We start from the raw sequence: 17,557 nt of genomic DNA, 5'->3' as shown, positions 1-17,557 counted from the left end.
CCACTTCTGTGACCGAACTCATGGGGGGTCGGGGGTTTAGGCCTCGACGGCCACCGGCCCGGAGCCGGTGCGCTCGGCGTTGCGCCGGGTCTTGGCCCAGCCGTTGCGGCCGCGCAGCATCCGGACGAACCCGCGGGCGGACGCCGGGAAGAGGTGGTACGCGTACAGCCACAGCGCCAGGCCCCACAGCAGGGCGGTCAGCAGCGACCGGTCGGACGCGCGGTCCCGGCGGTAGACCGGGCCCCACAGCACGAACGGCAGGACGGACACCACGGCCAGGGCGATCACCAGCGGCCAGAGCGCCAGCATGCCGCCGAAGGCCGCACCGGCCCCGTCCTCGGCGGCCGTCAGGCCCAGCAGGACGAACATGACCGCGCACAGCGCCAGCGTCACCAGGTGGGCGACCGGCTGGAGGAAGGTGTAGAGCGTCTCCAGGACGCCCTTGCCGCCGTAGTGGCGCGAGGAGACGATGCGAGGCGCGTAGCGGACGCACTGCAGGTTGCCCTGCGCCCAGCGGGTGCGCTGGGTGAGGAACCGGCGGCCGTGCGGCAGGCCCTCCTGGGAGACCCAGGTGTCGGCTATGTGCACTATCCGGTCACCGCTGAGGATCATGTGCAGGCCCAGCTCGTAGTCCTCCAGCAGCGCCCCGCGCTGCCAGGGGCGGCGCTCGGCGGCGGCGATGCGGTCCAGGGCGGCGAGCCGGGTGAACTGGCCGTTGCCGCCCAGGCCCACGGAGCCGGTGCGGCCGCGCAGCAGCTGCATGCCGGCGTTGGAGACGGAGAACTCCATGTCCTGCATGCGGACGAGGAGGCGGGCGAAGGCGTTGCGGATCCGGCCGCGGTCGGCCAGCGGCCGCGGGTCCTCGGTGTTGCGCATCCGGACACTGACCTGGACGCCGCCGGTCTCGGGGTCGCCGAAGCCCTGGGGGCCGCCGACGAGGGCGAGGGCGTCCGGGGCGAGCTGGCCGTCGGCGTCGATGACGCACACGACGACGCGCTCACGGTCGACGTCCTTCGGCAGGAACTCGTTCAGCTCGTCGTACGCGGCGTTGAGCGCGGCGCCCTTGCCCTGGCGGGCGTTGGGGCGGTGCCGGCGCACGAGATGGACGCGGCGGTCCTCGTCGGCCAGCCCGGCGACGATGGCGCCGGTCCGGTCGTCGCTGTCGTCGTCGATGACCCACACGTGGGCGGTGGGGTGGTCGGCGCGCAGCCGCCCGACGGTGGTGCCGACGACGGCCTCCTCGTCCCGGCAGGGCACGAAGAAGTGCCAGTCGAAGGCGTCGGGGTTGCCGTGCTCGACGGCGGGGCGGCGGAGGTAGGCGTGGCGGGCGCCGGCCCAGTAGAGGAGGAAGCAGAGGAGGAGGAAGAAGGGGAAGGCGAGGAGGAGGGGGCTGGAGAACAAGGGGGAGGCTCCGGGGAGTTCGGGGGGTGCAATTTCAGCCCGTCCGGCGTTTGAGGACCGGGGGTCCGGGGGCGAGCCCCCACGCGGCGGAGCCGCACATCAGGCACAGCCGGGAAGGGGCGGGACTGGGGAAAGAACCCCCTACGCCGCGGCCACCAGCCGGTGCTGCGCGCCGATCGCTACCAGCAGCTCGACGATCCGCTCCGACGCGCGCCCGTCCCCGAAGGGACTGGGCAGCGCGGCCAGCCGGGCCAGACCCACCGGCCCCTCGGCCAGCCGCCGCCGCGCCGCCGCCCCGATCCCCGCCCCCGGCGACACCAGGTCCGCGAAGTCCCCCATCGCCTCCGGCCGTTCCGTCGAGCGCCGCACGACGACCAGCGGCCGCCCCAGCACCGTGCACTCCTCCTGGATGCCGCCCGAGTCGGAGACCAGCAGCGCGGCGTGGCGCGCGAGCGCCAGGAACTCGGAGTAGCCGAGCGGGGCCGTCACGGTCAGCGGGGCCAGCAGGCCCGTGAGGCCGGCGGCCTCGATGCGGGCCCGGGTGCGCGGGTGCAGCGGCAGCACGACCGGCCGGCCGTCCGTCGCCAGTGCGCCCAGCTCGACGAGGATCGCCCGCAGCGCCTCGGCCGAGTCCGTGTTCTCGGGCCGGTGCACGGTGGCCAGTACGTAGCGGTCGGCGGCCAGCCCGTGGCGGGCCAGCAGCGCCGCGCGCCCGTCCGCGCCGGGCAGCTGGCCCAGCACGGCCTCGACGACGGTGTTGCCGGTGACGGCGATACGGGAGTCGTCGACGCCCTCGGCGAGCAGGTTCGCCCGGTTGTCCTCGGTGGCGGCGCACAGCACGTCGGCGATGCGGTCGATGAGGACGCGGTTGTGCTCCTCGGGCATGTTCCGGTCGTGGCTGCGCAGGCCGGCCTCGACGTGCAGCAGCGGGATCCCGCGGGCATTGGCGGCCAGCGCGCCGGACAGGGCGGCGTTGGTGTCGCCCTGCACGACGACGGCCAGCGGCGGCTCGGCGAGGAACAGCTCGTCCAGCTGCGCGAGGGCGGCAGAGATCTGCACCGCCCGCGGCTGCCCGCCGACGCCCGTGAGGAAGGTCGGCTCGGGCAGGCCCAGCTCGCTCAGGAAGCGGCCCGACAGCTCCTCGTCGTAGTGCTGCCCGGTGTGCACCAGGTGGGCGGCGGGGCCCAGCAGGCGCACGAGGTCCGTGAGCTTGACCAGCTCGGGGCGGGTACCGAGAACGATGGCGACGCTACGCGGGGGCAGGGACAGCACGATGAGGCACTCCTGGGGCTGACGGGGGCGGTGACAGCTCCCGAGCCTGTGCGTCGACGGTTGCGCGTCAGGAGGGCCTTCGGTTGCCGGACGGTTGCGAAGGGAAGACCGGGGACCTTGGTCCCGGAGGGAACCGGGGACCTTGGTCCCGCGGGGGTCAGGGACCTTCGGCCCCGGCCTCGCTGTCCTGACCGCCCGGCCCGCCGCCGGGTGCGTCCCCCTCGCCGTCCGCCCGGTACCGGTACCCCAGCCCCCGCACCGCCTCCAGCGGATCCGCCGCCTCGTCCCCGGCCGCCTGCCGCAGCTTGCGCCGCACCCGCAGCACGGCGAACTTCACCCGTTCCCGGCCGGTGCCGTGCGGGTCGTCCCAGACCCGGTCGAGCAGCTGGTCGGTGGTGATCACCCGGCCCCGGTTGCGCACCAGCACCTGGAGCAGCCGGTACTCGATGTCGCTGAGCCGGGCCTCGTGCCCCTGCCACACGGCCGAGCGCCGCTCGGGCACCAGCCGCAGGCCGTCGTCGCCGTAGGCGTCGCCCGCCCAGCGGGCGGGCGCACTGCGCCGCAGCAGCGCCTCGACGCGGGCGAGCAGCTCGTCGTTGCCGAAGGGTTTGGGCAGGTAGTCGTCCGCCCCGGCGCGCAGGCCGCGCACCCGGTCGCTCTCGGCGCCGCGCGCGGTGAGCAGCAGGACGGGCAGGTCGCTGAGGTCCCGGGTGCGCTCCAGCACCTCCCAGCCGTCCAGGCCGGGCAGGCCGACGTCGAGGATCATCAGCGCGGGCCGCTCGGCGAACAGCAGCCGCAGGGCGTCGCGGCCGTCGTCGGCGGGCACCACCTCGTGCCCGGCGCGGGTGAGCAGGACGCGCAGGGCGAGGGCGAGGTCGGGGTCGTCCTCGACCACCAGCACCCGGGTCACGGCTCCTCCCGCGCGGCGGGGGCGGGCGGCGGTCCCGCGACGGGCAGCCGGATCCGGAAGACGGCGCCCTCGCCCACCCGGCCGCCGACGGTGATCGTGCCGCCGTGCAGCTCGACGACGGTGCGCACGATGGCGAGGCCGAGGCCCGTGCCGGGGTAGCCGCCCTTGCGGGCGTTGGGCGCCCGTACGAAGCCGCTGAAGATCTCGTGGCGGTACTCCTCGGGGACGCCGATGCCGGTGTCGGCGACCTCCAGGTCCCAGTGGACGCCCCGGGGCGCGGCGGTGATGCCGATCCGGCCGCCCGGCGGGGTGAACTTGGCGGCGTTCTCCAGCAGGTTGCCGAGCACGTGCTGGAGCCGGTGCCGGTCGCCGCGCAGGGCGGGGCCGGGCTCGCAGTCCAGGACGGCGAACAGGCCGGCCCGCTCGATCTGGCCCATGTGGTCGAGCAGCGCCTCCATGAGCATGTCCGGCACGTCCACGGGGGCGAACTCCAGCTCCGGGCCGACGGCCCGCATCTTCGTGGTGAGCAGCAGGTCGGAGATCACCCGCTGCATCCGCTCGCTGTTGCGCCGGATGGCGTCGACGAACGAGGACTGGTCGGTGTTGAGGGGGCCGTAGGCGGGGTCGGTGAGGAGTTCGGCGAAGCTGCCGATGGTGGTCAGCGGGGTGCGCAGCTCGTGGGAGGCGGCGGCGGTGAAGGCGTTGCGCTGCCGGGCCAGCTCGGTCAGCGCGAGGTTGTCGCGCTCGAGGTCGCGCTCGCGCCGCTTGGCGTCGGTGATGTCGGTGAACGTCCACAGGGCGCCCAGGTACTCGTCACCCTTGCGCAGGGGCTCGACCTGGCGGCGCACGGTCCGGCCGTCGGTGAGCGGGATCTCCGCGACCCGGTGCACATGGCGGCGGGCCTGGATCTCGTTCGGGCTGGTGGGGGCCGCGAAGTCGCCGGTGAAGAAGGCCCGCACGAGGGGGACGACGGGCTGCATGGAGACGCCGGGGGAGAGGTCGACCTTCCCCTCCAGGCCGAACATGGCCACGAACTTCCGGTTGACCGCCAGCACCTCGTCGGCCGGGCTCTGCAGGAGCGCACCGGCCGGCAGCGCCTCCAGGACCGCCTGGAGCCGGTCGCGGTCCTCGGACCCCATGGCTCTCACCCGCCGGAATCTGGCCTGACAGCTGCATTCCCGAATGCAATACCGAATCATTCGGGAGAAGACAGAAAAACCGTAAGCCAAAGCGGATCGGCCCGCTCTTCCTGCCGCCTGCATGCCGCCTGCATGCCGCCTGCATGCCGCCGGAGGTGCGCCGGGCCGTCCCGCGCCCCCGGTCCGTAGACTGGACCGCGTGACCGAGCGCCCCCTGAACGACCCCACCGACGACAACGAACCCGGCGAACCGGGCGAAAACGCCACCCCGGACCAGTTCGACGAGATCGTGGAAGCCGAGACCGACCGCGACCCCGACCTGGCGGTGATCGAGGCCGGCAGCCGCACCCTGCGCACCCAGGCCGGTCCCCCGGAGGGCGACGGCGTTCCCGCCCGCCCGGAGGACCCGGAGGTGGACCGGGCGCTGCGCGAGGTGGAGGCCGAGCTGGCGGGCCGCTGGGGCGAGACCAAGCTGGACCCGTCGCTGGTCCGCATGCAGGCGCTGATGGACATCCTGGGGCAGCCGCAGCGCGCGTACCCGTCGATCCACATCACCGGCACCAACGGCAAGACCAGCACCGCACGCATGATCGAGGCCCTGCTGGCCGCCTTCGACCTGCGCACCGGCCGCTACACCAGCCCGCACGTGCAGTCCGTGACCGAGCGCATCAGCCTGGACGGCGCCCCGATCACGGCCGAGCGCTTCATCGAGACGTACCGGGACATCGAGCCGTACGTCCGGATGGTCGACGAGCGCGAGCAGTACCGCCTCTCGTTCTTCGAGGTGCTCACCGGCATGGCCTACGCGGCCTTCGCGGACGCCCCGGTGGACGTGGCCGTGGTCGAGGTCGGCATGGGCGGCGCCTGGGACGCGACCAACGTGGTCGACGGCACGGTCGCCGTGGTCACCCCGATCGCGCTCGACCACACCGACCGGCTCGGCGCGACGCCCGGCGACATCGCCAAGGAGAAGGCCGGGATCATCAAGGCCGACGCCACCGCCGTGGTCGCCCAGCAGCCCGTGGACGCCGCGCAGGTGCTGCTCAAGCACGCCGTGGAGGTGGACGCCACGGTGGCCCGCGAGGGCATGGAGTTCGGCGTCACCGCCCGCGAGGTCGCGGTCGGCGGCCAGCTGCTGACCCTGCGCGGCCTGGGCGGCGACTACGAGGACGTCTTCCTGCCGCTGTACGGCGCCCACCAGGCGCACAATGCCGCGGTCGCCCTGGCCGCGGTCGAGGCGTTCTTCGGCATCGGCTCGGAGCACGCCCGCACGCTCGACATCGACACCGTCCGCCGCGCCTTCGCCTCGGTCACCTCGCCGGGCCGGCTGGAGGTCGTCCGCCGCAGCCCCACCGTGGTGCTGGACGCCGCGCACAACCCGGCGGGCGCGCTGGCCACGGCCGAGGGCATCACGGAGGCGTTCGGTTTCAGCCGTCTTGTCGGCGTCGTGGGCACCAGCGCCGACAAGGACGTGCGCGGTCTGCTGGAGGCCTTCGAGCCGATCTTCGCGGAGGTCGTCGTCACCCGGAACTCCACCCAGCGCGCCATGGACGTGGACGAGCTGGCCGCCCTCGCCGTCGAGGTCTTCGGCGCCGAGCGGGTCCAGGTCGAGCCGCGGCTGGACGACGCCCTGGAGGCGGCGATCACGCTCGCCGAGGAGGAGGGCGAGTACGCCGGGGCGGGCGTCCTGGTGACCGGCTCGGTGATCACGGTCGGCGAGGCCCGGGTGCTGCTGAAGGGAAAGGGCTGACATGCGGACGCTGTGCGCGAGCACGCTCATCGGCGAGTTCTTCGTGATCGGCTTCGCCGGCCTGGTCGCGATGCAGACCTCGGACCTGTCCACGGGCACGGTCTGGGCGGTCAGCGGCACCGCGATGGTGCTGAGCGTCCTGCTGTGCGGGATGCTCACCCGCCCGGGGGGCGTGCAGCTCGGCTGGGCGCTCCAGATCGGGCTGATCGCGAGCGGTCTCGTCGTGCCGATGATGTACATCCTGGGCGTGGTCTTCGCGGGCCTGTGGTGGGCGTCCGTGCACTTCGGCCGCAAGGTCGACGAGGCGAAGGCCCGCTTTGCGGCGGCCGCCGCGGAGGCCTCCGCCGAGGGCGCCTGAGCTGTGGTTTCGGGCCGGACCCGGTGACGGGCGGCCCGGCCGCCCCTGTACCCTTCGGCCCACCGCAATCGTTACGCCTGCCTGCAAGGAGCCGCACCATGAGCCAGCGCACCCTCGTCCTCCTCAAGCCCGACGCGGTGCGCCGCGGCCTGGTGGGCGAGATCATCGGCCGCATCGAGCGCAAGGCCGGCTGGACGATCAGCGCGCTGGAGCTGCGGACCCTGGACCGCGGGACCCTGGAGCAGCACTACGCCGAGCACGTCGGCCGGGAGTTCTACGAGCCGCTGATGGGCTTCATGGCCTCCGGTCCGGTCGTCGCGCTGGTCGTCGAGGGCGAGCGCGTCATCGAGGGCGTCCGGGCGCTGGCGGGCCCGACCGACCCCATCGCGGCCGCGCCCGGCTCCATCCGCGGCGACTTCGGCACCATCACGCGTGAGAACCTCATCCACGCCTCGGACTCCGAGGAGTCCGCACAGCGGGAAATCAAGATTTTCTTTCCCGGCCTGGCCTGATACACCGGATACACCTGATACCGGATCAGCCGAACGCGCATTCTGATCAAGGGCGGCCGACTGCTGCATTTTCCCGGGGGGCAACCCCCGGACCCCCGGCCGGGAAAACTAGTCCGGCCGCCCTTGGCATATGCGTGCCAATCGGGGGAACCTCTCACTCCGACACGACGTCACCATTACTGAGGCCGACTCGTGTTCCGCCCACAATGGCGGAGGAACCCTCGCGCCGCGTTCGACCGGTCGAGACTACGATGAAGCCTCCGCGCCCCGCAGCGCACCGCACACCTGCCGACCTCGAGTAAGCAATCGCTCCAGCTGGGAAGGCCAGACGTATCCTCATGGGGAACAACATGTCGTTCATCGGCCGTGACATGGCTGTCGACCTCGGGACCGCCAACACGCTGGTGTACGTCAGAGGCCGCGGGATCGTCCTCAACGAGCCGTCAGTCGTTGCGATCAATACGAACACCGGGGGCATCCTGGCCGTCGGCGCCGAGGCCAAGAAGATGATCGGCCGCACGCCCGGCAACATCGTCGCGGTCCGCCCGCTGAAGGACGGCGTGATCGCCGACTTCGAGATCACCGAGCGGATGCTCCGCTACTTCATCCTCAAAATCCACAAGCGGCGCTGGATGGCCCGCCCGCGTGTCGTCGTCTGCGTGCCCTCCGGCATCACCGGCGTCGAGCGCCGCGCCGTGATCGAGGCGTCCACCCAGGCCGGTGCCCGGCAGGTGCACATCATCGAGGAGCCGATGGCCGCCGCGATCGGCTCCGGCCTGCCCGTCCACGAGGCCACCGGCAACATGGTCGTGGACATCGGCGGCGGCACCACCGAGGTCGCCGTGATCTCGCTCGGCGGCATCGTCACCGCCCAGTCCATCCGGGTGGCGGGCGACGAGCTGGACAACGCGATCATCCAGCACATCAAGAAGGAGTACAGCCTCCTGCTGGGCGAGCGCACCGCCGAACAGATCAAGATCACCATCGGTTCGGCCTACGACCTGGAGCAGGACGAGCACACCGAGATCCGCGGCCGCGACCTCGTCAGCGGTCTGCCCAAGACCGTGGTCATCTCGGCCGCCGAGGTCCGCAAGGCCATCGAGGAGCCCGTCAACTCCATCGTCGACGCCGTCAAGACCACGCTCGACAAGTGCCCGCCCGAGCTGTCGGGTGACGTGATGGACCGCGGCATCGTTCTCACCGGCGGCGGCGCCCTGCTGCGCGGCCTCGACGAGCGGCTGCGCCGGGAGACCGGCATGCCGATCCACATCGCCGAGGACCCGCTGGACTCCGTCGCGCTGGGCTCCGGGAAGTGCGTCGAGGAGTTCGAGGCGCTCCAGCAGGTGCTGGACGCCCAGCCCCGCCGGTGACCGAAGGCGGCCCCCTGGACTCCCGGTGCGCCGGGAGTCCCGAAACAACCTGATATACAGGCAGAACGCTTCCGACGACCGCCCGGTCCCGCAGCCGGACGGTCCCACGAGAAGGGCACGCCGCCGCACGTGAGGGACACACGAGAGAGCCGGCTGCTGCTGGTCTTGCTGATCGCGATCGCCTTTGCGCTGGTCACGGTCGACATCCGCGGCGGTGAGCAGTCCCCGCTCGACGGCCCGCGGCACGCGGCCGCCTCGGTCTTCGGCCCGGTGGAGAAGGGGGTCGCCGCCGCCGTCGACCCCGTCGGCGACGCCATCGCCGCCGTCCGGGACTCCGGCGACCGGAGCAGACGGATCACCGCGCTGGAGCGGGAGAACACCGCCCTGAAGCAGAAGCTCGGCAGCAACGACCGCAACCGCGGCCGCCTCCGCGAGCTGGACGCCATGCTCAAGACGGCGGGCCGCGGACAGTACGGCATCAAGGGCGCGCAGGTCATCGCCATAGGAGCCGCGCAGGGCTTCTCCTGGACGGTCACCATCGACATCGGCTCCCACGACGGCATCCGGCGCGACATGACGGTGATAAACGGCGACGGCCTGGTCGGCCGCGTCACCACCGTCGGGCCCTCCACCTCCACCGTGCTGCTGGCCAGCGACCCCAAGTTCACCGTCGGCACCCGCATGGAGAAGAGCGGCGAGCTGGGCTTCGCCAACGGCCAGGGCGACCGCTCGCTGCGCGTCGAACTGCTCAACGGCAAGGCCGGCGTCCACGAGGGCGACCGCCTGGTCACCTTCGGCTCCAGCAAGGACAAGCCCTTCGTCCCCGGCGTGCCCGTCGGCGAGGTCACCCACGTCGAACCGTCCGGCGGCGGCCTGACCCGCACTCTGCTGGTCCGCCCCTTCGTCGGCTTCAGCAAGCTCGACATCGTCGGCGTCGTCGTGGAGGCGCCCCGCGAGGACCCGCGCGACACCGTGCTGCCGCCCAAGCCCGAGGCTCCCAAGCCCACCCCCACGGTGACCGTCACCGTCACGCCCTCCCCGAGTGCCAAACCCCAGGACTAGACCGATGCGCCTGAACCGGATCCTGCTGTCGGCCGCGCTCGTGACGGTGGCCCTGGTCGTCCAGGTGAGCATCTTCGCCCGCCTGCACCTGCCCGGCGCCGCCCCCGACCTGCTGCTCCTCGTCGTGGTCGCCCTCGCCCTGGTGTACGGCCACACGGCCGGCTGCCTCGTCGGCTTCGGCGCCGGGCTGCTCGCCGACCTGGCGCCCCCCGCGGACCACGCCACCGGGCGCTACGCCCTGGTGCTCTGCGTCGTGGGCTACCTCGTCGGCCTCGCCCGGCCCGACACCGGCCGGGTCCGCTCGGCCACGGTGCCCATGGTGGCCGTCGTCGCGGCGGCCGTCGCCTCCACGCTGCTCTACGCCGGGGTCGGCTCGCTCGTCGGCGACACGGCGGCCCGTCACGTGGGCCTGACCGGCCTGGTGCTCACCGCCGCCGTCTACGACCTGCTGCTCGCGCCCTTCACGGTGCCCCTGATCATGGCCCTCGCCCGGCGCACGGCCGGTGACCCGCTCACCGCCGAGGGCACCGCCGTCGCGGCCGCCGCCGAGGGCTCGTACCACCGGATGTCCGGCAGCAGCTTCCGCATCGGCCGCATGAGCCGGAAGGGGCGGCTGGGGCGCAAGGGCCGGATCGGCGTGCACAGCAGCGGGCTGCTGAGCCGCCCGTCCAGGAAGCCCCGGCTCAAGATCAAGGGGGCCAAGCGGCTGTGAGCAGTCTTCCGGACTCCGGGCGGACCTCGCGGGTCACCATCCGGCTGGTCGTCATCCAGATCCTCGTCTTCTCCCTGCTGCTCACCCTGGCCGGCCGGCTCTGGTACCTCCAGATCCGCAACGGCGACGAGTACACGGCCGAGGCGGCCAGCAACCACATCCAGCAGGTCGTCGCCCCCGCCACCCGCGGCTCGATCCTCGACGCCCGCGGAGTGCCGCTCGCGGACAACGAGACCCGCCTGGTGGTTTCCGCCAACCGCACCGAGCTGATGAAGATGAAGGACCGCGGCCGGACCGTCCTCAACCGCCTCTCCGGGGTCCTGGGCCTCAAGCCCGAGGAGGTCACCGCCAAGGTGCGGCTGTGCGACGCCAGGACGCCCAAGCCCTGCTGGGCCGGCTCGCCCTACCAGCCCATCCCCATCACCGACGAGGCCACCACCCAGCAGGCCCTCCAGATCCGCGAGCGCCAGGAGGACTTCCCCGGCATCACGGCCGAGCCCACCGCCGTGCGCCGCTACGCCGGCCCCGGCGGCGCCAACGCCGCCCAGGTACTGGGCTATCTGTCGCCCGTCACCGACGAGGAGATCACCAAGGCCAAGGAGTCCCACCACACGCTGATGCGCTCCGACCAGGTCGGCCGCTCCGGCCTGGAGCGCCAGTACGACTCCCAGCTGCGCGGCAAGGCGGGCGTCACCCGCTACGAGGTGGACAACCTCGGCCGCGTCATCGGCAAGGCCAAGAGCGACAAGGCCGTGCCCGGCGCCAACGTCGTCACCAGCATCGACGCCCGCGTGCAGGCCATAGCGGAACGCGAGCTGGACCAGGCCATGAAGGACGCCCGCAAGGAGATGGACCACAACACGGGCACCAACTACAAGGCCGACTCGGGCGCCGTCGTGGTGATGGAGTCGAAGACCGGCCGGATCGTGGCCATGGCCTCCAACCCCACCTACGACCCCAACGTCTGGGTCGGCGGCATCTCCGCCAAGGACTATCAGGCACTCACCGGCAAGGACTCCGACTACCCGCTGCTCAACCGCGCCATCCAGGGGCAGGCCGCACCCGGCTCGATCTTCAAGGTCGTCTCCACGACCGCCGCGGTCGCCGCCGGCTACCCCTTCGACGGCAACTACAACTGCTCCAGCTCGTACAACATCGGCAGCCAGGTCTTCAAGAACTACGAGTCCAAGGGGTACGGCGCCATCAACCTCGGCCGGGCGCTGGAGGTCTCCTGCGACACCGTCTTCTACGACCTGGCCTACCGCCAGTGGCAGAAGGACGGCGGCAACAACCCCAAGCACCCGGCGGACTGGTTCTACAAGACCGCCCACCAGTTCGGCCTCGGCAAGGAGACCGGCGTCGACCTCCCCAACGAGGTCCGCGGCCGGGTCCCCGACCGCGAGTGGAAGAAGCGGTACTGGGACGCCAACAAGGACGCCTGGTGCAAGCAGGGCAACGGCGACGACAGCTACGCCGGGAAGATCGCCAAGGAGAACTGCGAGTCCGGCATGCGCATGCGCGCCGGTGACTCCGTCAACTACTCCATCGGCCAGGGCGACACCCTCGTCACCCCCATCCAGATGGCCACCATCTACGCCGCCATCAGCAACGGCGGCACCCTCTACAACCCCAGCGTGGGCAAGGCCGTCGTCAGCCCCGACGGCAAGCGCGTCGAGGAGATCAAGCCCACCGCGCACGGCAAGCTGCCGTTCGACTCCAGGACCCGCGACCAGATCGACTCCGCCCTCGCCGGCGTCGCCACCCAGGGCACCGCCGCCTGGCGCTTCCAGGGCTGGCCGCAGGGCGCGATCCCCATGCACGCCAAGACCGGCACCGCCGAGGTCTACGGCAAGCAGACCACCTCCTGGTTCGCCACCTACACCGGCGACTACACGGTCGTCATGACCATCTCCCAGGGCGGCACCGGCTCGGGCGCCTCCGGCCCGGCCGTGCGCAACATCTACAACGCCCTCTACGGCGTCGACGAGAAGGGCGCCATCGACACCAGCAAGGCACTGCTGCCGCACCCCGAGGCCGGGCTCCCCAAGATCGAGAAGGACGGCAGCATCGAGGCGCAGCCCATGCCCTCCCCGTCCCCCTCGGCTTCCGGGTCGCCCTCCGCGTCGCCGTCCGACGGGGCGTCACCGTCCCCGTCGGACTCCGGGACCCCGGCCGTCCGCAGGGAGGAGGAGAACCGATGAGCACCGCCCAGGGCTACCGCATCCGCCGCTTCTCGCCCGAGCGCGGCGCCTGGTCCCGCCTCACCGCCCGCGACTCCGTGCTCCGCCGCCTCGACTGGGTCATGCTGCTCGCCGCCCTGGCCCTCTCCGGCATCGGCACGCTGCTCGTCTACTCCGCCACCCGCAACCGCACCGAACTCAACCAGGGCGACCCCTACTCCTTCCTGCTGCGCAACCTCCTCAACACCGGCATCGGACTGGCCTTCGCCGTGGGCGCCGTCTGGCTCGGCCACCGGGCGCTGCGCGGCGCCGTGCCCATCCTCTACGCCGTCTCCGTGCTGTTCACGGCCGCCGTGCTCACCCCGCTCGGCGCCACCATCAACGGCGCCCGCTCCTGGATCCAGCTCGGCGGCGGATTCTCCATCCAGCCCTCCGAGTTCACGAAGATCACCATCACGCTGGGCATGGCGATGCTGCTGGCCGCCAAGGTGGACGGCGGCGACCGCCGCCACCCCGACCACCGCACCGTCGTGCAGGCCCTCGGCCTCGCCGGCCTGCCGATCGCGGTCATCCTGCTGATGCCCGACCTCGGCTCGGTCATGGTCCTCGTGGTCATCGTGCTCGCCGTCCTGCTCGCCTCCGGCGCCTCCAACCGCTGGGTCGCCGGCCTGGTGGGGGCGGGCGTGGTCGGCTGCATCCTCATCTGGCAGCTCGGCGTGCTGGACGAGTACCAGATCAACCGCTTCGCCGCGTTCGCCAACCCCGCCCTCGACCCCTCCGGCGTCGGCTACAACACCAACCAGGCCCGCATCGCCATCGGCTCCGGCGGCCTGACGGGCGCCGGGCTCTTCCACGGCTCCCAGACCACCGGCCAGTTCGTGCCCGAGCAGCAGACCGACTTCATCTTCACCGTGGCCGGCGAGGAGCTGGGCTTCGTCGGCGCGGGCGCGATCATCCTCCTGCTGGGCGTCGTCCTCTGGCGCGCCTGCCGGATCGCCCGCGAGAGCACCGAGCTGTACGGGACGATCGTGGCCGCCGGGATCATCGCCTGGTTCGCCTTCCAGAGCTTCGAGAACATCGGCATGACGCTGGGGATCATGCCCGTCACCGGGCTGCCGCTGCCGTTCGTCTCGTACGGCGGCTCGTCGATGTTCGCGGCGTGGATAGCGGTGGGACTGCTCCAGTCGATCAAGGCGCAGCGGCCGGTCTCGGCCTAGTGCCGGCCTGGTGCCGCCCCGACGACCGTCACGGTCTGCCGCTCCGGCCGTTCGCGCACTAGATTCGGCGGCATGGCGGACACCGTGCGAGAGATCGAGCGGAAGTACGAAGCCGGAGACGACGCGGGCGAGGCCCGCCTCCCCGACCTGAGCAGCGCCGGGCCCGTGGCCACCGTCGCCGACCGGGGCACCGTGGAGCTGGACGCCGTCTACTACGACACCGCCGACCGCCGCCTCGCCGCGGCAGGCATCACCCTGCGGCGCCGCACGGGCGGCCCGGACGAGGGATGGCACCTCAAACTCCCCGTCGCCCCCGGCGTGCGGGACGAGATCCGCGCCCCCCTCAGGGCGGGCGTGCCCCGGCCTCTCGCGGCGCTGGTCCGCTCCCGCACCCGGGACACCCCGCTGGCGCCCCTGGTACGGATCGTCTCGCGCCGCGGCGTACGGCACCTGCTCGCCGAGGACGGCACGCTGCTGGCCGAGGCCACCACGGACGCGGTCACCGCCACCCACCTCGGGGACGGGGAGGGCACGGCCCGCTGGACCGAGTTCGAGATCGAACTGGCCCCCGGCACCGGTCCGGAGCTGTTCGACGCCCTCGAACCCCACCTGCGCAAGGCCGGGCTGCGCCCCTCCGCGGCCCCCAGCAAGCTGGCCCGCGCCCTCGCGGAGACCGGCGCCGGGGAGGTGCCGGAGCACCGCGCCGCCCCGCTGCCCCGCAAGGCCACCGCGGGCGACCACGTCCTGGCCTTCCTCCGCGAGCAGGCCGAGGCCGTCACCGCCCTCGACCCCGCCGCCCGCCGCGGCACCGAGGACTCCGTCCATCAGATGCGGGTCGCCACCCGGCGGCTGCGCAGCGCCTTCCGCACCTACGGCAAGGTCGTCGACCGCAGGACCACCGACCCCCTCGGCGACGAGCTGAAGTGGCTCGCCGCCGAGCTGGGCGTCGACCGCGACCGCGAGGTCCTCTCCGAACGGCTCCGCGAGCGCCTGGACGAGGTGCCGCGCACCCTCGTCCGCGGACCCGTGCGGGCCCGCCTGCGCAGCTGGTCGAGCGGCAACCGCGCCACCGCCCGCCGCCGCGTGGCCGACGTCCTCGACAGCAAGCGCTACCTGGCGCTCCTCGACGCCCTGGACGCCCTCCTCGCCGACCCGCCGCTGCGCCCCGCCGCCGCCCGCCCGCCGGGCCCGGTGCTGGCCAAGGCCGTGCGGCGCGACTACGGGCGGCTGGCCGGGCGCATTGAGCACGCGCTGACCACCGAGGCCGGCCGGGAGCGGGACGTGGCCCTGCACGAGGCCCGCAAGGCGGCCAAGCGCGCCCGCTACGCCGCGGAGGCGGCCGCCCCGGCCCTGGGCAAGCCCGCGAGACGGTTCGCCGGCCGGGTGAAGGACGTACAGAGCGTCCTCGGCGACCACCAGGACAGCGTCATGGCCCGCGCCGCGCTGCGCAGGATCGCCGACCAGGCGGCGGGCGCGGGCGAGCCCACGTTCACGTTCGGCCTGCTCTACGGGCGGGAGGAGCTGCGGGCGGAGCGGGACGAGCGGGAGCTGCCGGAGGTGTGGGGGCGGGTGTCGGTGGCGGCGGGCTCCCTGCCCTGACCCCGGAATCCGGCGGCACGGGCACCCTCGCGCGGCACGTTACGCTTGAGAGTCGCCCCTTGCCTGCTCACGAAAGTTCGCCCAGATGACTGCCGAATCGGTCTTCCCACAGCTCGAAGCCCTGCTCCCGCATGTGCAGAAGCCCATCCAGTACGTCGGTGGAGAGCTCAACTCCACGGTCAAGCCCTGGGAGAGCGCGGACGTCCGCTGGTGCCTGATGTACCCGGACGCCTACGAGGTCGGCCTGCCCAACCAGGGCGTCATGATCCTTTACGAGGTCCTCAACGAGCGGGAGGGCGTCCTCGCCGAGCGCACCTACAGCGTGTGGCCGGACCTCGAGGAGCTGATGCGCGAGCACAACGTGCCGCAGTTCACCGTGGACAGCCACCGCCCGGTCCGGGCCTTCGACGTTCTCGGCATGAGCTTCTCCACCGAGCTGGGCTACACCAACATGCTCACGGCGCTGGACCTGGGCGGCATCCCGCTGGAGGCGAAGGACCGCACGATCGACGACCCGATCGTCCTCGCGGGCGGCCACGCGGCGTTCAACCCCGAGCCCATCGCGGACTTCATCGACTGCGCGGTCATCGGCGACGGCGAGCAGGCCGTCCTGGAGATCACCGAGATCATCCGGGCCTGGAAGGCCGAGGGCCGCCCCGGCGGCCGTGACGAGGTGCTGCTGCGCCTCGCGAAGACCGGCAGCGTGTACGTGCCGCGCTTCTACGACGTGGAGTACCTGCCCGACGGCCGCATCGCCCGGGTCGTGCCCAACCAGTCGGGCGTGCCGTGGCGGGTGTCCAAGCACACCGTCATGGACCTCGACGAGTGGCCGTACCCGAAGCAGCCGCTGGTGCCGCTCGCCGAGACCGTTCACGAGCGGATGTCGGTCGAGATCTTCCGCGGTTGCACGCGCGGTTGCCGCTTCTGCCAGGCCGGCATGATCACGCGCCCGGTGCGGGAGCGGAGCATCACCGGCATCGGCGAGATGGTGGAGAAGGGCCTCAAGGCGACCGGCTTCGAGGAGGTCGGCCTGCTGTCGCTGTCCTCGGCCGACCACACCGAGATCGGCGACATCGCCAAGGGCCTGGCCGACCGGTACGAAGAGGACAAGATCGGTCTGTCCCTGCCCTCGACCCGTGTCGACGCGTTCAACGTCGATCTGGCGAACGAGCTGACCCGGAACGGCCGCCGCTCCGGTCTGACCTTCGCCCCCGAAGGCGGCTCCGAGCGCATGCGCAAGGTCATCAACAAGATGGTCTCGGAGGAGGACCTCATCCGGACCGTCGCCACCGCCTACGGCAACGGCTGGCGCCAGGTGAAGCTGTACTTCATGTGCGGCCTGCCGACGGAGACCGACGAGGACGTCCTCCAGATCGCCGACATGGCGATGAACGTGATCCAGAAGGGCCGCGAGGTCTCGAAGTCCAACGACATCCGCTGCACGGTGTCGATCGGCGGCTTCGTGCCCAAGCCCCACACCCCGTTCCAGTGGGCGCCGCAGCTCTCCTCCGAGGAGACGGACGCCCGCCTGGCGAAGCTGCGCGACAAGATCCGCGGCGACAAGAAGTACGGCCGCTCCATCGGCTTCCGCTACCACGACGGCAAGCCCGGCATCGTCGAGGGCCTGCTCTCGCGCGGCGACCGCCGGATCGGCTCGGTCATCCGCGCGGTCTACGAGGACGGCGGCCGCTTCGACGGCTGGCGCGAGCACTTCAGCTACGACCGCTGGATGAAGTGCGCGGAGCAGACGCTGCCCGAGCAGGGCGTCGACGTCGACTGGTACACCACGCGCGAGCGCACGTACGAGGAGGTCCTGCCCTGGGACCACCTGGACTCCGGTCTGGACAAGGACTGGCTCTGGGAGGACTGGCAGGACGCGCTCGACGAGACCGAGGTCGAGGACTGCCGCTGGACCCCGTGCTTCGACTGCGGCGTCTGCCCGCAGATGGACACCCACATCCAGATCGGCCCGACGGGCAAGAAGTTGCTGCCGCTCTCGGTCAAGTAACGTAGAGTAGCGCTGTGATGACCGTCATGCTTTCCCCGCCCTTGCGGGGGTGATCCGCTGCTGCCGC

At 72.2% G+C, this 17,557-nt stretch carries 14 protein-coding genes; 10 read left to right on the top strand and 4 right to left on the bottom strand.

Features of this window, described 5'->3' with window-relative positions; translation table 11 throughout:
- Positions 1 to 36: 36 nt before the first annotated feature.
- From AC1Z4A_RS09730 to AC1Z4A_RS09715, 4 genes are all read right to left on the bottom strand, one after another.
- Positions 37 to 1,401 carry an XrtP-associated glycosyltransferase gene (locus tag AC1Z4A_RS09730; protein ID WP_483677484.1) on the bottom strand — a complete coding sequence of 455 codons (1,365 nt, stop codon included), beginning with the start codon at positions 1,399 to 1,401 and terminating at the stop codon, positions 37 to 39.
- A gap of 141 nt (positions 1,402 to 1,542) precedes the next feature.
- Positions 1,543 to 2,673 carry a non-hydrolyzing UDP-N-acetylglucosamine 2-epimerase gene (wecB, locus tag AC1Z4A_RS09725; RefSeq protein WP_483677483.1) on the bottom strand — a complete coding sequence of 377 codons (1,131 nt, stop codon included), beginning with the start codon at positions 2,671 to 2,673 and terminating at the stop codon, positions 1,543 to 1,545.
- Between the two features lie 157 nt (positions 2,674 to 2,830).
- Complete coding sequence (locus tag AC1Z4A_RS09720; RefSeq protein ID WP_483677482.1) at positions 2,831 to 3,583, bottom strand: response regulator transcription factor; 753 nt, start codon at positions 3,581 to 3,583, stop codon at positions 2,831 to 2,833.
- Positions 3,580 to 4,722 carry a PAS domain-containing sensor histidine kinase gene (locus AC1Z4A_RS09715; RefSeq protein WP_483677481.1) on the bottom strand — a complete coding sequence of 381 codons (1,143 nt, stop codon included), beginning with the start codon at positions 4,720 to 4,722 and terminating at the stop codon, positions 3,580 to 3,582. Before AC1Z4A_RS09715 ends, AC1Z4A_RS09720 begins: the two co-directional genes overlap by 4 nt.
- 199 nt (positions 4,723 to 4,921) lie before the next feature.
- Here AC1Z4A_RS09715 and folC point away from each other — a divergent pair, with 199 nt between their 5' ends.
- From folC to AC1Z4A_RS09665, 10 genes are all read left to right on the top strand, one after another.
- On the top strand, positions 4,922 to 6,472 hold the full coding sequence (folC, locus tag AC1Z4A_RS09710; protein ID WP_483677480.1) for a bifunctional tetrahydrofolate synthase/dihydrofolate synthase: 1,551 nt from the start codon (positions 4,922 to 4,924) through the stop codon (positions 6,470 to 6,472).
- A 1-nt stretch (position 6,473) separates the two neighbouring features.
- Positions 6,474 to 6,830 carry a DUF4233 domain-containing protein gene (locus tag AC1Z4A_RS09705; protein ID WP_483677479.1) on the top strand — a complete coding sequence of 119 codons (357 nt, stop codon included), beginning with the start codon at positions 6,474 to 6,476 and terminating at the stop codon, positions 6,828 to 6,830.
- 98 nt (positions 6,831 to 6,928) lie between these two features.
- Positions 6,929 to 7,342 (top strand): nucleoside-diphosphate kinase, encoded by a 414-nt coding sequence (ndk, locus tag AC1Z4A_RS09700; protein WP_483677478.1) that lies wholly within the window; start codon positions 6,929 to 6,931, stop codon positions 7,340 to 7,342.
- Positions 7,343 to 7,692: 350 nt separating this feature from the next.
- Complete coding sequence (locus AC1Z4A_RS09695; protein WP_004950903.1) at positions 7,693 to 8,712, top strand: rod shape-determining protein; 1,020 nt, start codon at positions 7,693 to 7,695, stop codon at positions 8,710 to 8,712.
- A gap of 129 nt (positions 8,713 to 8,841) precedes the next feature.
- Complete coding sequence (gene mreC, locus AC1Z4A_RS09690; RefSeq protein ID WP_483677477.1) at positions 8,842 to 9,774, top strand: rod shape-determining protein MreC; 933 nt, start codon at positions 8,842 to 8,844, stop codon at positions 9,772 to 9,774.
- Between the two features lie 4 nt (positions 9,775 to 9,778).
- Positions 9,779 to 10,486, top strand: coding sequence for a rod shape-determining protein MreD (mreD, locus tag AC1Z4A_RS09685; protein ID WP_483677476.1), 708 nt, complete (start codon positions 9,779 to 9,781; stop codon positions 10,484 to 10,486).
- Positions 10,483 to 12,687: a penicillin-binding protein 2 gene (mrdA, locus tag AC1Z4A_RS09680; protein WP_483677475.1), complete on the top strand. Its 2,205-nt coding sequence runs from the start codon at positions 10,483 to 10,485 to the stop codon at positions 12,685 to 12,687. The genes mreD and mrdA overlap by 4 nt, the downstream gene beginning before the upstream one ends.
- Entirely contained in the window at positions 12,684 to 13,883 is a 1,200-nt protein-coding gene (gene rodA / locus AC1Z4A_RS09675; RefSeq protein WP_483677474.1) for a rod shape-determining protein RodA, read from the top strand. Before mrdA ends, rodA begins: the two co-directional genes overlap by 4 nt.
- Before the next feature lie 72 nt (positions 13,884 to 13,955).
- A complete protein-coding gene (locus AC1Z4A_RS09670) occupies positions 13,956 to 15,482 on the top strand; it encodes a CYTH and CHAD domain-containing protein (RefSeq protein WP_483677473.1) in 1,527 nt (508 codons plus the stop codon).
- An 85-nt stretch (positions 15,483 to 15,567) separates the two neighbouring features.
- The gene (locus AC1Z4A_RS09665) at positions 15,568 to 17,490 is read left to right on the top strand and encodes a TIGR03960 family B12-binding radical SAM protein (protein ID WP_483677472.1); all 1,923 of its coding nucleotides are present in this window, start codon (positions 15,568 to 15,570) and stop codon (positions 17,488 to 17,490) included.
- The last annotated feature ends 67 nt before the right edge of the window (positions 17,491 to 17,557 follow it).

Source organism: Streptomyces sp. 17_S59, from assembly GCF_056930295.1.
This window is presented reverse-complemented; position numbering and strand designations above follow the sequence as displayed.